The organism is Nonomuraea sp. NPDC001636 (assembly GCF_040298265.1).
Taxonomy (GTDB): Bacteria; Actinomycetota; Actinomycetes; order Streptosporangiales; family Streptosporangiaceae; genus Nonomuraea.
Genome location: NZ_JBEOZT010000003.1, coordinates 109,633 through 129,144, shown reverse-complemented (window position 1 = coordinate 129,144; position 19,512 = coordinate 109,633). Strand labels below are relative to the sequence as shown.

Here is a 19,512-nt window from a genome sequence, read left to right as displayed (position 1 = left end):
ACTGTTATGCAACTCTCAGCTGGCATTCAGGACCGAGTGGCGTTCTAATGTGTGTCCATGACCGTACCAGGGATCGACTGGCCGCGGCTGGTCTCGTGGCTGGGCAGGAACGTGCCGGACGCCGGGGAGCCGCTGTCCGTCTCGCTGATCTCCGGAGGCAGGTCGAACCTGACCTACCTGGTGGAGGCGCGCGAGCGCCGGCTGGTGCTGCGCAGGCCGCCGCTGGGTCACGTGCTGCCCACCGCCCACGACATGCGGCGGGAGTGGCGGGTCATCTCGGCGCTGGCGCCGACGCCCGTCCCGGTGCCCGAGCCCGTCGCCTTCTGCGCCGACGAGGAGGTGGTCGGGGCGCCGTTCTATGTCATGGGGTACGTGCCCGGCGCCGCCGTCCAGACCAAGGACGAGCTGGGGCAGCCGACGCCCGCCCAGACGCGGCGGCTGTCGGAGCGGCTGGCCGAGGTGCTGGCCGCCATCCACGCCGTGGACTACCGCGAGGTGGGGCTCGGCGACTTCGGCCGTCCGGAGGGGTACCTGGCCCGGCAGCTCGACCGGTGGTGCCAGCAGTGGGAACGGTCGAAGACCGCCGACCTGCCCGACTACGACAGCCTCGTACGGCGGCTGCGCGAGCGGCTGCCCGCCGCGTCCGACAGCACCCTGGTGCACGGCGACTACCGGCTGGACAACACCCTGGTGCGCCTGGCGCCGCCGCCGGCCGAGATCGAGATCATGGCCGTGGTCGACTGGGAGATGTCCACGCTCGGCGACCCGCTGGCCGACCTGGGGCTCACGCTGACGTACTGGCACGACCGCGGGGACGACGAACGGGCCCGCATCCCCGTGTCCGGCGACGTGACGGTGGCGCCGGGGTTCATGAACGCCGCCGAGTTCGCCGCCCACTACGGGAAGGTCTCCGGCCGCGACATCTCGGACCTCGGGTTCTACGTGGCCTTCGGCAACTTCAAGCTGGCGGTGATCGTGGAGGGCATCCACGCCCGCTTCAAGCAGGGTAAGACCGTGGGGGAGGGGTTCGACCGCATCGGCGCGGCCGTGCCGACGCTGATCTCCCGCGCCCATCGCATGCTCGACCAGCCCTGACCCCGCCCCTGACCCCGCAAGGAGCCCCATGAGCACAGTTGCACTCATCACCGGAGCGGCCAGCGGCATCGGCGCCGCGGTGGCCCGGCGGCTGTCGTCGGGCGGCGCGAAGTGCGTACTCGTCGACCGCGACGGCGAGGGCGTCGAGCGGGTGGCCAAGGAGGTCGAGGGCGCGTGGCTGGCCGCCGACGTCAGCACCGAGGAAGCCTCCCTGGAGGCCGTCGCGCTCGCCGAGCAGCGGTACGGCCGCCTCGACCTGGTGCACCTCAACGCCGGCATCTCCGGAGGCGTCGACCTGGCGAACTTCGACCTGGAGCGATACCGCGCGATCGTCGGCGTGAACGTGGACGGCGTCGTCTTCGGCGTGCGCGCCAGTGTGCCGCTGCTGGCCAGGTCGGGCGGCGGCGCGATCGTGGCCACGTCCTCGCTGGCCGGGCTGGTGGCCTTCTCCGGCGACCCGATCTACACCATGACCAAGCACGCCGTCGTCGGCCTGGTCCGGGCGCTGGCCGAGCCGCTGTCCCAGCAGAACATCCGGATCAACGCCGTCTGCCCCGGATTCACCGACACTCCGCTGGTGGCCGCCGCGCGGGAGATGTTCGTCGACGCCGGATTCCCGCTGCTCACGGCCGAGGACGTCGCCGCCGCCGTCGAGTCCGCCTTCTACACCGAGACGCCGGGCACCCTGCTCGTCGTGCAGCCGGGCAGGCAGCCGGTGCCGTACCGTTACTCGGGGGTTCCCGGGCCCGCGGGCGGTCAGCGCCCACCCGCTTCCGATTGACAGCAAGTCTGCTGCAAGCGGAACGATTACCGTCATAAGGGCCGGGCACTGCCTGGCCCTTGTACGTTGCGTGATGGTAAGGAGCGTTCCGTGATTCCCACCGAGGGCAGACACGCGCGCAAACGGTCGCCATGGCCGATCGCCCTGGGGGCCGGCGTCCTCGCGGTCGTGCTCGTCGTCGGCATCATGGTCTACGCCGGCACGCGGTCGAGCTCCCGTGAGGGCTTCAGGGGCGGCGAGGTGGCCGAGGTCGGGCCCACCCAGGCGCCGCCGCGGCTCGAACAGCCGCCCGTGCTCCACGACTGGCCCCGGTGGGGCGTCACGCACACGCAATACAGCACCGAGACCGAGCCGCGCCCGGTCGTCGAACAGGCCAGGGGCCTGCTCGGACGGGTGCCGATGCTGCAGAACCAGCACATCATGGGCTGGGGCGTGGGCAACCCCGAGCCGAGCCCCGGCCAGTTCAGCTTCCGCGACCTCGACCGGCGGCTGACGTTCATGGCGTCGTCGCGGGCGGTGCCGGTGATCACCCTGTGCTGCGCGCCCGACTGGATGAAGGGCGGGCAGCCCGGACGTACCGACTGGAGCAAGAACCACACCGTCGCCCCCAAGCCGGAGCACTTCGACGACTACGCCAAGCTGGCCGCGCGGGTGGCCCGGCAGTACCCGACCGTCAAGTACTACATGGTGTGGAACGAGTTCAAGGGCTTCTGGGACCCCTCCACCAACCGCTGGGACGCCGAGGGGTACACCCAGCTCTACAACAAGGTCTACACGGCGTTGAAGAAGGTCGACCCGCAGATCAAGGTGGGCGGGCCGTACATGCCGATCGAGAGCGGCTCGGGCGGCGGGCCGTCCGAGCTGAAGGGCCCGTGGGGGACCGTCGACCAGCGGGCGCTCGACGCCATCGAGTACTGGATCGAGCACAAGAAGGGCGCCGACTTCATCGTCGTGGACGGCGCCTCGATGACGACCGACAAGGGGAACGTCCCCGACGACTTCGGCGCGCTCGGCAAGTTCGGCGCGATCACGAAGTGGCTGCGGGAGAAGAGCGACGACCTGCCCGTCTGGTGGGCCGAATGGTACGTCGAGCCGGAGAACTCGGGCTGGAGCGAGGAGCGGCGCACGGCCGTGCAGGCGGCGGCGATGATGGAGTTCGCCAGGAGCGGCGTCACCACCGCCCTGTACTGGAACCCGCAGGTGAAGGGGACGGGCCAGTGCGACGGCTGCCTCTGGGCGCCCGGGCGGGGGGACGAGATGCCGATGGCGGGGCTGCTGAGCGGGTTCACCCGGTGGTTCCCGGCGGGGGCGCGGCTCGACAGCGCGGTGACGTCGTCCGACCCGAAGGTGCAGGTGCTGGCGCAGGAGCAGCAGGTCGTCATGGTGAACACGTCCGACCGGGAGGTGACGGCCACGGTGGACGGCAAGGCGGTGACGCTGGGGGCGTACGAGATCAAGTGGGCGGGAAGAGGCGGCGCCTGACGGCACCGGCGCCTGCGGCGCTTGGGGTTTGCAAGCCCGGCGCCTTCGGCGCCCCTAGCCCGCCCAGCCCGTTGCCTGGTTACCGGGTGGGCCTGCTGGAGCCCACCCAGGTGGGGGCGCCTCCGGCGCTTGGGGTTAGCAAGCCCGGCGCCTTCGGCGCCCATGGCCCACCCAGCCCGTTGCCTGGTTACCGGGTGGGCCTGCTGGAGCCCGCCCTGGTGGGGGCGCCTCCGGCGCTGATGGTTGCCACCTCTGGAAGGCGTCTTCGGCATCCCCTGAAAGGCGCCTTCGGCGTCCCTGGAAGGACGCCTCCAGAACCCCCGGTTGCTGCGTCGCTGCTCGGTCACCGGCGAAGGACCGCGTGCCGCCCGCGCCCCGGCTCCTGAAGCTCGCCGCCGGCCTCCCGCACCGACACCGCAGCACCGCCACCTCCCCGTCGAACACCCACACGAGCCCCTGGCATCCGCCTCACCCACCTCCACCGACCTCCCCCAAGCCTGCCCCGCCCCCCCCCGGCGACTCCCGACACCCGATCCCGCACCCAGGCCCGCCCTCCCAACCACCCCCGGCTCAACGCCTCCAGGACCCGTCCCCGGGGCAGCCGCCCGGCACGGTCCACCGCTTCACCGATCCGGACGCCCATGAACGTAGAGTGGTGCTCCATAAGCTGAAAGTGACCGACTTGTGACGCCGGGGACCGTGATGACCGACAGCAACGCCGAGCCGCCCATCGTGCACATCCTCGACCCGATGAGCGCGGCCTACGACGCCGCCTTCGCCACCTTCCTGGCCCACACCGACCAGAAGATCCGGGCCCGCGAAGAGCTGGCCCGGGTCGTGGGACGGCTGCCCCACCGCCGTACGTTCATCGACGCCGGTGCGGGGACGGGCGAGACCACCGCGTGGCTGGCCCCCAGGTTCGACCGGACGATCGCCATCGAGCCGAACGAGCACCTGCGGGCGGAGCTGGCCCGCCGGTGTCCCGAGGCCACGATCCTCGGTCAGGACATCGCCACCGCCGACCCGGAGGAGACCGCCGACCTGGTGTTGTGCGCGCACGTCCTGTACTACCTGCCGCAGCAGTCCTGGCTGCGCCAGCTCCAGAGGCTGGCCTCCTGGACGGCCGAGGGCGGCTTCACCGTGGTCGTCATGCAGAACCCCGACAGCGACTGCATGCGCCTGCTGCGCCGCTTCACCGGCCACCGCTACGACCTGGACGCCCTCGGGCGCGCCTTCGCCGCCACCGCGGGCACCGAGTGGGAGATCGGCATCAGCACCGACCCGGCCTCGGTGACCATGCCCGACCTGGAAACCGCCCTGGCGGTCGCGCAGTTCATGCTGAACGTCGTCCCGTTGTCGCAGCCGCCCGCCATGGACGAGGTCGCCGCCTACCTCCAGGAACACTTCCGCACCCCCGACGGCTACCGCCTGAGCTGCGACCAGGACTTCCTGGAACTCCAGCGCAACGGCCCAGACGCCTGACAACAGGCAACCCGCCCGGACCGCCCAGCGGCGGCCCTGACTGGCGTCCGCGATCGGCCCTCACCCGCCCTGGGCGGGTGGCGGCGTGACGGCCATCGTGAAGGCGGTCTCGGTGAGGAGCGCCTGGTCGAGCGGGATGTGTGGCCGCGTGCCGCGTTCGAGCTGCTGGAGGCCGAGCACCACCGCCAGCGCGAGCAGCGCCCGCCGTTCCGCCTCCTCCTCGTCGAAGCCCAGCCCCGCCAGGAGCCCGGCGACGAAGTCGACGCGGCGGCGGGTGACCCGGGTGACGATGTCGGCGACGCCCTCGCGTTCGGCGTCGAGGTAGAGGCGGCTCTCGCCGCCGCGCCGGCCCGCGCGGGCCGCGACCGTGCCGAACAGGGCGCGCAGCCGGGCGCGTGGCTCGGCCTCGGCGGAGGCGGCCGCGATGATGTGCTCGGTCTCCTCGGCCTCCCAGCGTTCCATGACCGCCCGGACGAGCGCGCCGCGGTCGGCGTGGTGCCAGTAGAAGGAGCCCTTGGTGGTGCCGAGGTCGCGGGCGACGGCCTCGACCCGCACCGAGTCCAGCCCGATCTTGGTGAACCGCGCGTACGCCGCGTCCACCCACTGTTCCGCCGTGATCCGGCCCCCTTGCGCCATTCGCCATACGGTACCGTATAGTCCTCACCATACGGCACCGTATGGAGGCGTCATGAGATCACCCGTCTACTGGTCGTCCGCCCTGGACGACATGCCCGCGCCCGACTACGCCGACGTGGTCGTCGGCGTGCTGCCGCCGCGCGCGACCGCCGATCCGCGGGCCTGGGCCAAGGCCGTCTTCTCGGTCGCGTCGATGCCCCGCTGGATCGCCGCGGCCCTGTGGTTGCGCCAGGCGGTCGTGCCGCTGGTTGGCATCCCGCGCGCGCCGCGCGACGTCTTCCGGGTCGCCCGGGTCGAGGGGGAGGAGGCGCTGATCGTGGCCGACGACCGGCACCTGGACTTCCGCTGCGGGGTGGGGGTCGATCGCGAGGCCCGGCTCGTGCGGGTCACGACCACCGTCCGGCTGAAGGGCCGGCGCGGCCGGCTCTACTTCTGGCCGGTGCGTCTCGTGCACCCGATCGTCGTCCGGGCCATGCTCCGCTCCGCCCAGCGCCGCCTGGGGGCGCCTAGAGGGTGACGACGACCTTGCCCGTGGCGTGACCCTGCTCGACGTGGGCGATGGCCTCGGGCACCTGGTCCAGCCGGTACGTCCGGCTGACGACCGGGACGACCTGGCCCGCCTCGATGAGCCCGCGCACGGCGGCCAGCGTGTCCCGGTCCGCGGCCGTGACGAAGTTGACCAGGCGCTGCCGGACGAACGGCTTGGTCACGAGCACGCGCAGAATGCGCCCGGCCGGCCCGAGCAGCGACCCGCCGCCGGAGCCCCCGTTGGGGACGTAGGCGCCGGTGGGGGTGAGGGCCCGCCGGTAGTCCGCGAGACGCCGGTCGCCGACGTTGTCGAGGATGACGTCGTACCGGCCGGGATGCCGGGCGAAGTCCTGCCGGGTGTAGTCGATGACCTCGTCGGCCCCCAGGGACGCGACGAGCTCGGCCTTCCCGCCGCTGCACACGCCGGTCACCTCGGCGCCCAGCGCCTTGGCGATCTGCACCGCGAACGTCCCCACCCCGCCCGCCGCGCCGACGACCAGGACCTTCTGCCCCGGTTTGACCTCGCCTCTGGTGGCCAGCGCCTCGTAGGCGGTCAGCGCCGCCAGCGGCACGGCCGCCGCCTGCTGGTACGTCGAACCGGCCGGCTTCTCCAGCAGCACCTTGTCCTGGGGGACGGCGACGTACTCGGCGAAGGCGCCCCGGAAGTGGCCGAACACCTCGTCGCCGGGCTTCAGCCGGGTGACGTTGCGGCCGGTCGCCTCGACCTGCCCGGCCAGGTCCATGCCGAGCCCGTCGAACGTGGGGCGGCGCAGCCCGGAGACGGCCCGCATCACGTACGGCAGACCGCGCACGAAGTGCCAGTCGCCCGGGTTGACGGCCGCGGCCCGCACCCGGACCAGCACGTCGTCGTCGCCGACCGGCGGCGGATCGACCTCACGCAGTTCGACGACGGCCTCGGGCGGCCCGTAGGCGGCGTAACGGATGGCCTTCATGGCACGCTCCTACTCGACGGTTCTGAGGATCTGCTCGATCGACGCCGTGCGGGCGCGCAGCTCGGCCAGGTCGGCGGCCGAGCGCTGCTGGGCGTCAAGGGTGTTCTCGGCGAGCTGCTCGAATCTCTGCACGAGCCGGCGCAGGTCGTCCTTCTGCAGGGCCTCCAGCTTCGCCTTGCGGAAGTCGAAGAGGCCGACGATGACCAGGCAGATCAGGAAGCCGGTCACGAGCAGCACGCCGAGGATGAAGATCACCTCGGGCCAGGCGGTGGGCATCAGGGGCGCTCCTTGGGCTCCGGGTCGGGCGCGGTGAGGGTCTTGGCCGCCTCGGCCAGCGCCGCTGCGGTGAGGTGGACGTCGAAGTCGGTGACTTCGTAGTACTTCATGGCCTTGCCGTCCTCGGAGAGCTCCAGCGTGCCGACGATCAGGCCGGCCGCTTCCAGCCGCCGCAGGTGCATGTGGAGGAGCGGACGGCTGACGCCGATCTCGCGGGCCAGGTGGCTCACATAGTCGCGGCCGGCGGCCAGGGTCGCGACGATGCGCACCCGCAGGGGGTTGCCCAGCGCCGCCAGCATCTCGACCAGCTCGTCACCGGTCGGCCCGGCATCGGTCATGATTTCCCGTCACGTGAAAGATTTTCCTTACACATGAGAGCGTACCTCGCCCGAGAGGTCTTTGGGCAGAAGATTTCAGACGGTCTGCGCGGAGTCAGGAGCCTTGCGCCGCTGGCCCGTGGGCCTGCGCCAGTACGTCAGGAAGCGCAGCACCCACTCCACCGGCCCGTACCGGTGTCCCTTGAGCCACCAATGGCTGTAGAGCACCTGGACGGTGAAGATGGCCAGCGCCATCAGCACCTCGACGGCGGGGCTGACCCGGTCCACCAGGGCCAGGCCGTAACCGGTGAAGATCAGCGAACAGATCAGCGACTGGCCCAGGTAGTTCGACAGGGCCATCCGGCCGGGGGCGGCCAGGGCCCGGCCCACCCGCGGCAGGTACGGCAGCACCCGCAGGAACGTGGCCGCGTACGCGGCGGCCAGCAGCGGCGCGGTCACCAGGTCGATCGCCTCGCCCAGGAACTTGTTCACCGTGCCGTTCCACGCCGACTGCGTGTAGACGAAGGCGCCGGCCAGCCCGACCGTGAACCCGGTCCACTGGAGCCTGCGCAGCGCCACCTTGTGCGCCGACAGGTTCCGCAGCACGCCCAGCTTGCCGACCGCCAGCCCGATCAGGCACGCGGCCAGCACCGCCGGCCCCTGGAACAGCACCCGCAGCAGGACGATCAGCGACAGCTTGCGCATGTGCTCGGAGATGATCTGCCAGAACACCCCGCCGAGGGCGGTGTCGGACCTGGCGGCCTCGGCGGTGCCCTCGGCGACCGTGCCGGACGCGTCCAGGCCGACCATCGCCAGCAGGGCCAGCATCAGGAACCCGAACGCGAGCACCAGGGTCAGCAGCCCGGCCAGCACGATCGCGGTCTTGGGGCCGACCCGGCGCAGCACCAGCAGCGCGATCCCGACGAACGCGTACGTGGTCAGGATGTCGCCGGGGAACAGCAGCACCGCGTGGGCCAGGCCGATCAGCAGCAGCCCGCCCAGGCGGCGCAGGAACATCGGCACGAACGCCCGCCCCTGCCGGACGGCCGAGTCGAGCTGGAGCGTGAAGCTGTAGCCGAACAGGAAGGAGAACAGCAGGTAGAACTTGTTCTCCATGAACAGCGTCACGAGCCAGCGCACGACCCAGTCGAGGGAGGAGTCGAAGCCGGGTTCCGCCATCCCGGCCATCCGGTAACCGGAGGCCAGGAAGGCGATGTTGACGACGAGGATCCCCAGCAGCGAGAAGCCGCGCAGGGCGTCCACAGAAGTGATCCTCGCGGCCGCGAGTCGTGCATCGGGCATGGCGGGAAGTGTCTCCTGTGTCCTCATCAGGCCTACATCATCCCGCAAAACCTTAGCGTTTCCTGTGAATTCAGTTATTTAGTGCGATGTGGATAAATCTCTCCACGATCACTGCTATTGAGATCAAGAACGACGGGATGGCCAGGAACATCAGCCCTCTGCGCGCCCGTCGTGCCCGGTTCGGCCCGTTCAGCCCGAGGACCTCGTAGCCGAACAGCGCCACCCACGTCACGACCAGCGCCCCGATGCCGACGGGCGTCCACGGCGAGGTGGGGTCGCCACGTCCCTTGTAGGGGTTGGGATCGGGGATCTCCGTGCCCTTCACGAACTTCTTCCAGGTGTAGAGCGCGGCGTCGTCGTTGGAGAAGACCTTCTTCAGGTCGGGCGAGGCGTCCAGGGCGGCCCGGAACCGCTGCCCCCAGTCCTCCGGGAAGCCCTCGTTGAGCTGCAGGTAGCTGACCTGCCCGCGGCTCACCATCAGGTACGAGTTGCGCGGCTGCTCCTTCAGCTTGGCCACCGCGTCGGCGATCTGCGTCGGGTCCTTGTGCACCAGCGCCTGGACGCCGAAGTTGACCAGCTCGACGTCCCGCTCGCCCCACGGCAGGGTCGGCGTGACCTCCGGGCCCTCCTTGGGCACCAGGTAGAGCACCTTGGCGCTCGGCTTGTCGTGGTCGTAGACGTAGTGCAGGGCGGCGACCTCGCCGGTGGTGACCCGTTCGAACTTCTCGTTGCCGTAGCGGGCCAGCAGGAACGCGAAGGCGAACAGCACCGCGAAGCAGGCCGCGAGCACAACCGAGATCTTCCTGGTCAGCTCGGGGTTGAAGCGCACGTTCCGCCTGCGCAGCGGCACGGTCTCCTCGCGCACGTCCGCGCTGTCGGCCGGCAGGTTCGGGAAGAAGGCGTAGGCGGCCAGCAGGCAGGAGCCGGGCAGCGCGAACATGTAGATGCGCAGCCCGATCTCGCCGCCGTAGCTCTGCAGCCCCAGCGCCAGCACCGGCACGCACAGCAGGATCAGCGCGGACCGGTCGAACACCCCGCGGCGCAGCCGCCGGAACAGCCCGGCCGCCGCCAGCGACAGGATCACCCCGAGGATGCCGAGCCGCGCCTGCAACACCAGCGCGTGCGCCGGGTCGCTGCCCTCGACGCGGTCGGAGGTGGCGCTGCCGATGTTCTGCAGGATCTTGCCCAGGCCGCCGAAGATCGCGTCGATCTGGCCCGCCCAGAACCCGACCGTCATGTAGCTGATCCACGCCAGCGTCACGAGACCGAGGAAGAACGGCAGCGCCCACGTCAGCGAGGTCCGCTTGAAGATCAGGAAGGCCGTCACCACGCCCATCATCATGAACGGCGTGATCTGGTGCGAGGCCACCGACGCGAAGAACAACGCCAGCAACATCAGCAGCATCAGCAGCTTGTCGGCCCGGTAGGTGCCGGTGTTCACGATCTCGCCGGGCGTCATCGCGTCGAGCTTGCCCAGCAGCTTGCGCAGCCCCTTGGGCGGGATCGGCTTGGTGCGCGGCTCCACCCGTCCGAACCAGCGCAACAGGATCGCCACGAACGCCAGATACAGGGCGAAGGTGAACCCCTGCGGCGAGAAGTAGTCCTGTCCGATCCACTGCACGAGGATGAACAGCAGCGCCGCGAACCAGCGGGCCCGCGTCGTCGCCACCACCTGGCGCAGGATCAGGACGAACGGGAGCAGGTAGAGCAGGTTCGACAGGAGCGGCGTCCACTGCAGGATCGTCGTCATGTCGGTGATGCCGGCGGCCTTGGTGACGAAGGCGAACAACGCGAAGAAGCCCGGCCAGCCCATGCGGGCGTCGATGCTGATCGCCGTCTCGCCCGTCCTGGAGATGAACTCCACGAAACCGGCGTGGATGTACGCCGTGGGGAAGCGCGGCTCGGTGGCCACCAGGGCGCCCGCGCCGTGCAGGGCGAACGTGATGGCGGCGATCTGGAACAGCAGCAGGAACTTGCGGTCGGTGCTCTGGGCGACCGTGACGAAGAACGACACGATCATGATCAGGATGGCGATGAACGCGGTCGCCGGCAGCGCCGAGATCAGGCCCAGGCCGTTGATGTTGTCCGGGTCCACACCCCGCAGCGGGCCCGGGGGCACGCGCAGGGCGAGGATGTACATGAGCAGGCCCTCAAGCACGAGGACGACGGGCAGCCACTTGGGCGCGCTGGCGATCAGCGCCCCGACCCGCCCGCCGGCGGTGCGGCCCTTCTGCCCCGCGGCCACGGGCGCGCCTTCGCCGCCTCGCGGGCCGCCCACGACCTGCCCGTCACCGGGAGCCGCCGGGGGCCGCTCGACCACCGGAGCCCCGACCCCGGAGGCCGCAACGGCACCGGCATCGGCCGTCCGGGCAGCAGGCGCCCTGAAGGCAACGGTCCTGCCGTCAGCGTCACCCTCGCCGTCAACGACAGCGCCGGCACCGGCAGCACGGGCGGCGTCCGCGCCGCCGGGTGCGCCCGCGTTCCCCGCGTCGGCGACCCCGGTACGGCCGGCGCCCGCCTCCCCGTCCGGCGAGGCGCCGCCCGCGTCGGAGGAGGCCCCGGAACGAGCGGCCCCCGGCGCGGGCGACCCGGCCGAGCCCGCGGCGCCCGATCCGGCCGAGCCGGAGCCCTTCGGGCCGCTTCCCGCACCTTGGGGTGTCGCGGAGCTCTTCGAGGAGCTGTCGCCGTTGTCGGCAGTCGTGGCGGAGCCGCCCTTGGCGGCGTCGGCGGCGGGAGCCGGGGGAGGCTCCGCCGTGGGCATCGGCATGGTCCCGGCGGTCGGTGAGCTCTTCGCGTCCGAAGTCGCGGCCCCCTCGGCGCCGGACGGCTCGGCCGGGGCGTGGGGCGCCCTGGCGGTGAACGCGTTGGGCCCCGCCGTCTTGGGCTGGGCCGCGCCGTCACGCTCCGCGAACGCCTGCGCAGGCCCGGGAGCGGGCTCGTCAGTCGTGGGAGGGTGGCCGATGTGCAGGGTTCCGGGGATGCGGAAGGCCGTCGTCGTCTCGGCGTTCACCTCCGCGGGGGAGTCGGACGCCGCCGGCTCATCCTCGTCGGACGCCGGCGGGGACGCCGGAGAGCCCCCTTGGCCGTCGTCGAACGTCAGCCGCGGGATCACGCCCGTGGCCTCCGGATCGAAGGGCGTCTCTGTCTCCTCCCCGGCGTCCTTGCGAACGTCGGAGGAGCCGGTCTTCCCCTTAGTCATGCCATCGCCGTCCCGTTGCCTCACGTTGACCATCATGCGGCCCCGGACGACCCCTGAGTGACAGTCGGCTGCCCAGTTTCACCAAAATTGAGTATTTTGCGTAGATTTCCGATGATCAGAAGTGCCACCAGCAGCTCGCTGAAGAGCAGCCCGTAACCCACCGCGTTCACCCCGAAGTGCGGGAAAAGGGCCACCGTGGACACCAGCACCAGCACCGCCAGCCCGATCTGCACGATCGCCAGCGTGCGCGCCTGGCTCTGCGCCCGCAACGCGCTCAGGTACACCTCGATCAGCACCCGCGGCAGCACGGCCAGCGCCATCAGCCGCAGCAGCGTGGACCCCTCGTCGGCGAACTCGGCGCCGAAGACCGTCAGGATCAGCGGCGCCCCGATGATCGCCACCGCGATGATCGGAGTCACGATCATGAAGCCGCGCCGCAGCGCCCGCCGGCAGTTCAGGGCCAGTTTGGAACGGTCGAACGACCCCTCGACCGTCAGCGACACCGCCATGTTCATGGCCAGCAGCTCGATCATGCTGGCCAGCGTGTGGGCCATCGAGAAGCGCCCGAACGTGGCCTCGCCCACCTTGGTCGCCACCACCACGGGCACCAGGTAGACGATCGCCAGGATCGACAGGGTGCCGGGGAAGTCACCGGCCAGGAACCGGCCGATCTGCCGCAGGCCGGGCGGCTCGTGGGCGGTGCCGAGGCTCTTGACGTGCCGGGGCACGACGACGCCGAAGATCAGCCAGTTGACCGGGATCAGCGCGAGGGCGGTGGGGATCATCCACGAGACGAAGATCCCGCCGTCGGGCAGCGCGCCGGCCAGCGCGACCAGCAGGCCCATCTTGACCAGGCCGAACACCAGGTTGTTGACCGGCACCCAGGTGGCCTTGCGCAACCCGGTGAGCACGACGTCCTGGAGCGTGAAGACGGCCCACACCAGCACCGAGGCCAGGAAGAACAGCCCCGGCCCGAACCCGGCCAGCACCGAGTACGTCTTCCCCCACAGCGGCAGCGTCAGCAGGAAGCCGAGCGCCGCGACCCCGCCGGTGGCGGCGGCCAGGCCGTAGCCGCGCAGGATGAGCTCGGGCGTGCGCCGCCCGGCCACCGGCAGGAAGCGGGCCAGCGCGCCCACGAAGCCGAGCGCGGTCAGCGACGCGAACAGCCGCATCGCGGTGATCACCGCCTGGCCGCGACCGAACTCCTCGGGGGTGTAGAAGTGCGCCGCGAGCAGCCAGTAGCCCATGCCGAGGGTGCCCGTGACGACCGTGTTGGCCATCAGGGCGTAACCCTGGCGGAAGAGCGGATTGCTGAGGTCGCGGACGATCTTTTCCCGCAGGCTAGACATTTCCGCGCACCCGCTGCAGCCCGTACCTCGTCCGCCGGACGACCGCGTACCCCTTGGTGAGGATGCGTTCGCGCAGGTAGATGAGAGGTACGGCGTTGCCTTCGACGGCGCGCTTGAACATGCTGATGGTCGTCGGCTTGCCGACCGTCAGCCGGGGGATGGCGAGCATGTCGTGGCGGTCGGCCGCGATGGTGTTGCTCACGGCGCAGGCGGCGAAGTAGCCGGCCTTGCGCACCTCGTGGCGGACCCGGGCGCTGGAGTAGCCATAGGGGTAGGCCATGGTGGCGACCGGCGCGCCGATCTTCTCCTCCAGCAGGCCCTTGTTCCTGCGCAGCTCCTGCCGCAGGTCGTCGGTGCGGAGCTGGTCGAGCTGCGGGTGGCTGTGGCTGTGGCCGCCGATCTCGATGCCGTTCTGGGCGGCCTCGCGGGCCTGGCCCCACGACAGCATGTCGTCGAGCGGACGGCCCGCGGCGTCCTTGCCGGCGTCGGCCACCCAGCCGCTGGTCAGGAAGACCGTGGCCGGGAAGTTGTAGCGGTCGAGCAGGGGCAGCGCCTGGCTGTGGAAGTCGGCGTAGCCGTCGTCGAAGGTCAGGACGATCGGCTTCGCCGGCACCGTACGGCCGTCGATCTTGTTCAGCGCGGCCACCAGGTCGCCCAGCGTGAGCGGGGTGAACCCGCTCTCCGACAGGTAGGCGAGCTGCTCGGCCAGGTCGGAGGGCCGCACGGCGTGCGGCCGCGTCTCGTCGTTGGGGCTGTCGCTGACCGAGTGGTACATCAGGATCGGAATGCGGATCATGAGCGTGCCACCTTCAGCCGTGCCGTGCCAACCACGTAACCCCAGGTCGTCCAGGCCAGGCCGACGACGATCGCGGCGGCCCGGCCGAGCCCGGACAGGTCGCCGCGCAGGGCGTCGCCCACGCCGCGCAGCGCGCCGAGCGGCAGCGTCTTCATGGCGTGGGCGCGCTCGCTGGCCAGGCCGTCCTGAGTGCCGACCTCCCGCGTGACCAGGGCCTTCGACAGGCCCTCCGCGTAGCACCTGGACCTGAAGTAGGCGAAGCCCTCGCGCTGTCTGGACACCTTGTGCCCGATGACCGCGCGGGGCTCGAACAGCATGACCGAGCCCGGCTTGCGCTGGCTCAGCCTGATGCAGAACTCGGTCTCCTCGCAGCCCAGCGGGCGCGACTTGCGGCCCTGCACGCTGCGGCCGATGCCGCTGTGGAAGCCGCCGACCTCGGCGACGACCTCGCGCAGGAAGGCGGCGTTGCCGCCCATGACGTTGCGGATCGGCGCGCGTACCGCGGGCATGCCGCGGTACGTGCACCCGACCGTCCAGTCGAACTCGTACGGGAACCAGCGGGGCCGGCGCTTCGACGCCCACAAGGGGTCGGTACGCCCGCCCACGCCCACCACACCGGATTCCTGGAAGCCCTCCTCCAAAGCCTCCAGCCACCCCGCGTCGGCGACCGCGTCGTCGTCGAGAAACGCGACGATCTCACCGGTGGCCGTGGCCACGCCGGTGTTCTTGCCGCCGGACAGCCCCTGCTCGTGCGTGTTCTCCACCACGATGGCCTGTGGATAGGCGCGCTTGAGCTTCAGGTGCAGGTCCGGATTGTGGTCGACCACCAGGATCAGCTCGTGTGCCGGGCGGCTCTGGTTCTCGACCGACTCGACTGCCTGCCTGATGTCCTCCCAGCGCTCTTCTGTGTAGACGCAGATGACAACAGACGTGTTCACAACGGTTCCTCTTACGCGACGCCTCGGTCAGCGGCGGGAGTGGCGGTGGGCTCAGGCTGAGGGGCGGAGGGCTGGCGGCGCCACTCCTTCAGGATCGTCTTGAGCACACGGAAGCCATCTCGTACGGCACGCAGGTTGCTCTCGCCGTGAATGCGGTTGCGCTCGTGGCTGGGCACCTCGTGCACCTTCAGCCCGGCCTTGGCCGCCCGCACGTTCATCAGGGTCTCGACCTCGAAGCCGTCGCAGTCGAGGTCGAGCACGTCGAGGTGACGCGCCCAGAACGCGTTGTAGCCGTAGCACAGGTCGGTGTAGTTCGTCTTGTACATCACGTTGACGATGCCGGTGAGGACCTTGTTGCCCAGGCGCCGGTTGAGCGTCAGGTCGTCGCTGCCGCCGCCGGCCGCGTAGCGCGAGCCCTTGACGAAGTCGGCCCCGGTCACGAGGGCGCCCACGAACGAGATGATCTCGCGGCCGTCCGTCGAGCCGTCGGCGTCGATCATGACGATGATGTCGCTGGTGCACGCGGCGAAGCCGGCGGACAGGGCGTCGCCCTTGCCCTTGCCGGTCTGCGTGACGATCTTCACGTTGGGCCGCAGGCGCTTGGCGACCTCGACCGTGTCGTCGACGGAGTTGCCGTCGACGAGCACGATCTCGTCGACCCACTGGGGGATCGTCGCGAAGACGTGCGGCAGGTTCTCGGCCTCGTTCATCGCCGGGACGACCACGCTCACCGTGGGGGAAATGGCCAGGTGAGGGGTGACGGGCGTGAAGCTCGACGGGGGCGGCATGGAACGCAAGGGCGACTTCTGGACCTTGCCGTTGTGCTTGGTGATCTCGGGACTCATGGCGAGGGATATCCTTCCGGGACCCGGCCCTGCTCACCGCACGGAGTCATCCCCGGGTGCTGCGGGAATGACGGAGCCGACGAGCGGTGCATTGTTGGGTCCTGTGGAGTGAGGGTGTGTGCTGGTGCCGGGGGGTGGTGCCAGGGGGTGGTGCCGGGAGCGTTCAGCCGGCTCCCGTTGGTTCCTTGACTACATTGGGTGACTCCTGCTGCTGCTGCATCGAGGTGCGCACCCGACCAAAGCCCTTGAGGACGCGGTCGGCCGCCTTATAAAGAGACGGTCGATCCAACACGATTGTTCGAGCTTTGTTGAAAGGAGTTCGGCCCATCCAGTGGACGGCCGCTGTCGCGGACGGTCGTGAGATGCGGCCCTCGGCAACGTACAGGACCCCGCTCTTGAGCCAGTCTTTGTACTCTTTGCCGCCCTTGCCCATGTCGACCATGTGCATCCCGTCGTTCGCGGCGGCCTCGGCCATCTGCAGATGGTGAACGATGCCGGGCGAGTAACGGGCGTACTCGGTGTCGTAGGCGGGGAACCACCCTACAAGCGTCGTGGCCGTACGGAGACCGAAATGCCCGGCAACAGGCACGTCCCCGGCATAAAGCATGGTGAGGATGCCGGAGAAGTCCGATGACTTCTCGGCATGCATCATGTCGATGAGTTCGACGATCCAGGGCTGGGCGAACCGGTCGACCCGGCCGGTGCGCCGGTACTGGTCGGACTTCCAGGCCAGCAGCGTGCGCAGGACCTCGGGGTCGGTGGCGTTCCACTCGAAGCGCAGCCCGCCCTGCTCCCGGCCGAACTTGCGCTCCTTGTAGCGGACGGTCTTGAGGTTCTTCGGGGAGTTGGCCTTGACCTGCTCCAGCCAGGAGTCGAAGCCGGAGGTGAAATCCATCACGGGGGCCGGGCGCACGTCGGCCTCGTACGGGGCGAACGTCGGCTGGCCGGCGACCAGGTGGTCGAAGTCGAACACGCTGAGCTTGCAGGCGCGCAGCAGCTGCTTGGCGTCGAGGTGCAGGTCGGGGACGGCGATCAGGCCGTGGCAGGTGGTGAGGAAGCCGCCGAGCGGCTTGCCGATGCCGAAGCTGTGCCGCTCGTACGGGAAGAACCCGGCGATGCGGTTGCCGTCGGAGATGACCGCCACCCTCACGTAGTCACGCAAGCGGTCCATCGCCACGGCGAACTCGACGGAGAGGAACGGGTTGTCCAGGCTCGGGTCGGCCTTCTGGAGCTCGCGCCATCGGGCGCGTTCGGAGTCGCCGAGGTCTCTCGGGCGCACTACCTGGATGTTCACCTTGCCCTGGCCCCCTGTTCGGTCTGCATGTTCTTCCCCCGGTACAACACGCGAAGCACGTACATGAACCCGCCGAGCACGGCGACCGTCGCCACGCCGGCTCTGGGCGACCATGCGTTGAACAGCAGCATGGCTTCGGCGAGGAGCACGTTCAGGACGAGGCTGGCCGCGGCTCCTACTGATAGTGCGGCAAGGGGGTCACGATCGCGCAACAGTCCCACCACCGCCGCCCCCGGCACCACCATGAGGAACAGGGAGATCAAGAACGGGCGCAGCGGGGTGTCGAGGTCGAACAGCGCGACCACGGCCCCCGCTATGCAGGCGAGCGCCAGCAGCCATGCCAGCGCTCTGCGGTGCTTGAACATCTCCTGTTTCTCTCCTGCTCTTTCCGGTCAAGACATGGTTGATCGATTTTCATGGGACCAATCCTGGTCCGGGCACGTCAATGCCGACGCTTGGTGAGCCGTCGAGGTTCACCGGCATGGCGAAGTTTCTCTGTGACTTCCGCCACAGGACGTGGTGACTCCGGGTTTCCGGACGTGTTCCCCAAGCTAACCAGAATGCCCTATGTGGCCTATGATGTTCGAGCCAGGGTCCTGTTTATCCCGTTATGTCCACTCTTCCAGGGGAGCTGTTCGTCACCCTTGTGGCGCGGCGTCCACATTCGAGGTCTGTCCCTCGCTCGGCGCCTCGGACGGCTCGGCGGTGGGCGTGGGCGGATCCGAGGGAGGATCGGACTCCGGTGTGCGGTCGGCGTTCCAGGCCAGCGAGCAACTGGCGGCGCCGCCGTTCGAGGTGAACGAGACGCGGCCGCGGCCGCCGGCGCTCGGGTCCACGACGGTCACCCAGATCGACACCGAGCCGCCCGCCTTGACCGAACCGCTGGCGGGGAAGACGTCGAGGCCCTGTGACGCGGTCGCCACCCAGGAGACCGCGGCGTTGCGGGCGCGCAGCCCGATCTTGGCGGCGCCCGCGATCGAGGCGGGGCACGTCGTGCCGAGCCGGGCGACCGGCGCGGGCCTGCGGCGGCTCACCGTGGGCGCGGCCGGCCCGCCGCTGGGCCGCCGGGCGGGCCGCCGGACCGTCGGCGTGGCGGACGGGGACGCCTCCGGCGCGTCGGCGCTCGGCGCGGGCTCGGGCGTCACGTCCTCCTCCTCCGGCGCCGGCTCCGGCGTGAGCTCGGAGGAGGGGGAGAGCGCAGGCGTGGGCGTCACGGTGAGCGCGGTCTGCGCGGCGTCGCCGCCGTTCATCACGACCACCGCCCCGGTCGCGGCCAGCACGCACGCCCCGGCCAGCACCACCGGCCCCAGACGGCGCGGACGGCGGCGGCGCGAGCGCCGTTCGGCGGCCACCGGGAAGCCGGTCCGGTCGAAGTTGTCGCCGCGGTCGGTGATCAGCGTCCTGGTCTGGTCGCGCCCGGGATCGACGCAGGTGTCCACCACCCGGCGGCGCAGCGAGAGCGGCGGGAACTCGACCGGCACGAGGTCAAGCAGGCGCGACGCCGCAACCTGCCGGTGCTTGCCCTCGGTGCACACCTCGCACCCGGCGATGTGCCCCGACAGCCGCCGCCGCAGCAACGGCGTGAGCGGCCCCTCCCAGGAGTCCACCATCGCCGACAGGTCCGGGCAGTGCGCCCGGCCCGTCTTCGCCAGGACGACCGCCGCGGCCGCGTTCTCCAGCTGGTCGCGGGCCCGGCCCAGCCGGGTGGCCGCCTGGCGGGAGGTCAGCCCCAGCACCGAGGCGACCTCGACCGGCGTCAGGCCGTGCCGCAGCGACAGCAGGACGATCTCGCGCTCGTTCCCGCTCAGCTCGCCCAGCGTCTCGCGGACCAGCCCGGCCAGCTCGGAGTCGGGCTCCCCAGGCGCCTGTGGCAGGCCCCCGGCGGGCGTGCCGCGGTGGGCCATCCTGGCCCGGACCTGGAACCTGGCCAGCGCGTACACCCAGGCGCGCAGGCGGCCGGCCTCCTTCAGCCGGTCCACGCAGCCCTGCGCGGTCACCAGGGCGTCGTGCGCGGCGTCGGCGGCCGAGTCCCGGTCGCCGATCAGCGAGAGGGCGTAGTCGTAGAGCCGTTCGCCGTAGGAGTCGTACAGGGCGGCGGGAGCGTCGGTGTCGGCCCGCCGCAGAGCGGCGACCAGTTCCTGATCGTCGGCGCGGCCGACCGTCGGCCATCCAGGCACGGATTCCCCTCCCCGCGGGTGGAACGGGCGCTCAGGCCCCCACGCGGGAGAGGACGCCGCCT

General features: G+C 70.6%; 18 protein-coding genes. 5 read left to right on the top strand and 13 right to left on the bottom strand.

The genetic code is table 11. From position 1 onward, the window contains the following. The first annotated feature begins 57 nt into the window (after positions 1-57). The 4 genes from ABT158_RS07620 to ABT158_RS07605 all read left to right on the top strand — a co-directional run bounded on the left by ABT158_RS07620 (position 58) and on the right by ABT158_RS07605 (position 4,840). Positions 58-1,095, top strand: a complete 1,038-nt coding sequence (locus ABT158_RS07620; RefSeq protein WP_352351965.1) for a phosphotransferase family protein — start codon at positions 58-60, stop codon at positions 1,093-1,095. A gap of 28 nt (positions 1,096-1,123) precedes the next feature. Continuing rightward, complete coding sequence (locus ABT158_RS07615; RefSeq protein ID WP_352351964.1) at positions 1,124-1,876, top strand: SDR family oxidoreductase; 753 nt, start codon at positions 1,124-1,126, stop codon at positions 1,874-1,876. A gap of 90 nt (positions 1,877-1,966) precedes the next feature. Next, complete coding sequence (locus ABT158_RS07610) at positions 1,967-3,358, top strand: GH39 family glycosyl hydrolase (RefSeq protein WP_352351963.1); 1,392 nt, start codon at positions 1,967-1,969, stop codon at positions 3,356-3,358. 702 nt (positions 3,359-4,060) lie between these two features. Beyond that, complete coding sequence (locus tag ABT158_RS07605; RefSeq protein WP_352351962.1) at positions 4,061-4,840, top strand: class I SAM-dependent methyltransferase; 780 nt, start codon at positions 4,061-4,063, stop codon at positions 4,838-4,840. Between the two features lie 60 nt (positions 4,841-4,900). On the opposite strand, the gene ABT158_RS07600 is transcribed toward ABT158_RS07605, so the two are convergent. Then, positions 4,901-5,476, bottom strand: coding sequence for a TetR/AcrR family transcriptional regulator (locus ABT158_RS07600; protein ID WP_352351961.1), 576 nt, complete (start codon positions 5,474-5,476; stop codon positions 4,901-4,903). 52 nt (positions 5,477-5,528) lie between these two features. On the opposite strand from ABT158_RS07600, the gene ABT158_RS07595 reads away from it, so the two are divergent. Beyond that, entirely contained in the window at positions 5,529-5,993 is a 465-nt protein-coding gene (locus tag ABT158_RS07595) for a DUF2867 domain-containing protein (protein WP_352351960.1), read from the top strand. Here the strand turns inward: ABT158_RS07595 and ABT158_RS07590 are convergent. The 12 genes from ABT158_RS07590 to ABT158_RS07535 form a co-directional block, all read right to left on the bottom strand. Beyond that, complete coding sequence (locus ABT158_RS07590; RefSeq protein ID WP_352351959.1) at positions 5,983-6,957, bottom strand: NAD(P)-dependent alcohol dehydrogenase; 975 nt, start codon at positions 6,955-6,957, stop codon at positions 5,983-5,985. The genes ABT158_RS07595 and ABT158_RS07590 overlap by 11 nt on opposite strands. Positions 6,958-6,966: 9 nt before the next feature. Next, positions 6,967-7,233: a hypothetical protein gene (locus tag ABT158_RS07585; RefSeq protein WP_352351958.1), complete on the bottom strand. Its 267-nt coding sequence runs from the start codon at positions 7,231-7,233 to the stop codon at positions 6,967-6,969. Next, a complete protein-coding gene (locus ABT158_RS07580; RefSeq protein ID WP_352351957.1) occupies positions 7,233-7,571 on the bottom strand; it encodes an ArsR/SmtB family transcription factor in 339 nt (112 codons plus the stop codon). Before ABT158_RS07580 ends, ABT158_RS07585 begins: the two co-directional genes overlap by 1 nt. A 75-nt stretch (positions 7,572-7,646) precedes the next feature. Beyond that, on the bottom strand, positions 7,647-8,852 hold the full coding sequence (locus ABT158_RS07575; RefSeq protein WP_352351956.1) for a DUF418 domain-containing protein: 1,206 nt from the start codon (positions 8,850-8,852) through the stop codon (positions 7,647-7,649). 70 nt (positions 8,853-8,922) lie between these two features. Next, positions 8,923-12,051 carry a hypothetical protein gene (locus ABT158_RS07570; RefSeq protein WP_352351955.1) on the bottom strand — a complete coding sequence of 1,043 codons (3,129 nt, stop codon included), beginning with the start codon at positions 12,049-12,051 and terminating at the stop codon, positions 8,923-8,925. 32 nt (positions 12,052-12,083) lie between these two features. After that, a complete protein-coding gene (locus ABT158_RS07565; RefSeq protein WP_352351954.1) occupies positions 12,084-13,400 on the bottom strand; it encodes a lipopolysaccharide biosynthesis protein in 1,317 nt (438 codons plus the stop codon). Beyond that, positions 13,393-14,196, bottom strand: a complete 804-nt coding sequence (locus ABT158_RS07560) for a polysaccharide deacetylase family protein (RefSeq protein WP_352351953.1) — start codon at positions 14,194-14,196, stop codon at positions 13,393-13,395. The genes ABT158_RS07565 and ABT158_RS07560 overlap by 8 nt, the downstream gene beginning before the upstream one ends. Further along, a complete protein-coding gene (locus ABT158_RS07555; protein ID WP_352351952.1) occupies positions 14,193-15,134 on the bottom strand; it encodes a glycosyltransferase family 2 protein in 942 nt (313 codons plus the stop codon). The genes ABT158_RS07560 and ABT158_RS07555 overlap by 4 nt, the downstream gene beginning before the upstream one ends. Before the next feature lie 11 nt (positions 15,135-15,145). Next, on the bottom strand, positions 15,146-15,979 hold the full coding sequence (locus ABT158_RS07550; protein ID WP_352351951.1) for a glycosyltransferase family 2 protein: 834 nt from the start codon (positions 15,977-15,979) through the stop codon (positions 15,146-15,148). A gap of 163 nt (positions 15,980-16,142) precedes the next feature. Next, positions 16,143-17,273, bottom strand: coding sequence for a GNAT family N-acetyltransferase (locus ABT158_RS07545; RefSeq protein WP_352351950.1), 1,131 nt, complete (start codon positions 17,271-17,273; stop codon positions 16,143-16,145). Further along, positions 17,270-17,638, bottom strand: coding sequence for a hypothetical protein (locus ABT158_RS07540; protein WP_352351949.1), 369 nt, complete (start codon positions 17,636-17,638; stop codon positions 17,270-17,272). The genes ABT158_RS07545 and ABT158_RS07540 overlap by 4 nt, the downstream gene beginning before the upstream one ends. Before the next feature lie 273 nt (positions 17,639-17,911). After that, complete coding sequence (locus tag ABT158_RS07535; protein ID WP_352351948.1) at positions 17,912-19,450, bottom strand: RNA polymerase sigma factor; 1,539 nt, start codon at positions 19,448-19,450, stop codon at positions 17,912-17,914. Between the last annotated feature and the right edge of the window lie 62 nt (positions 19,451-19,512).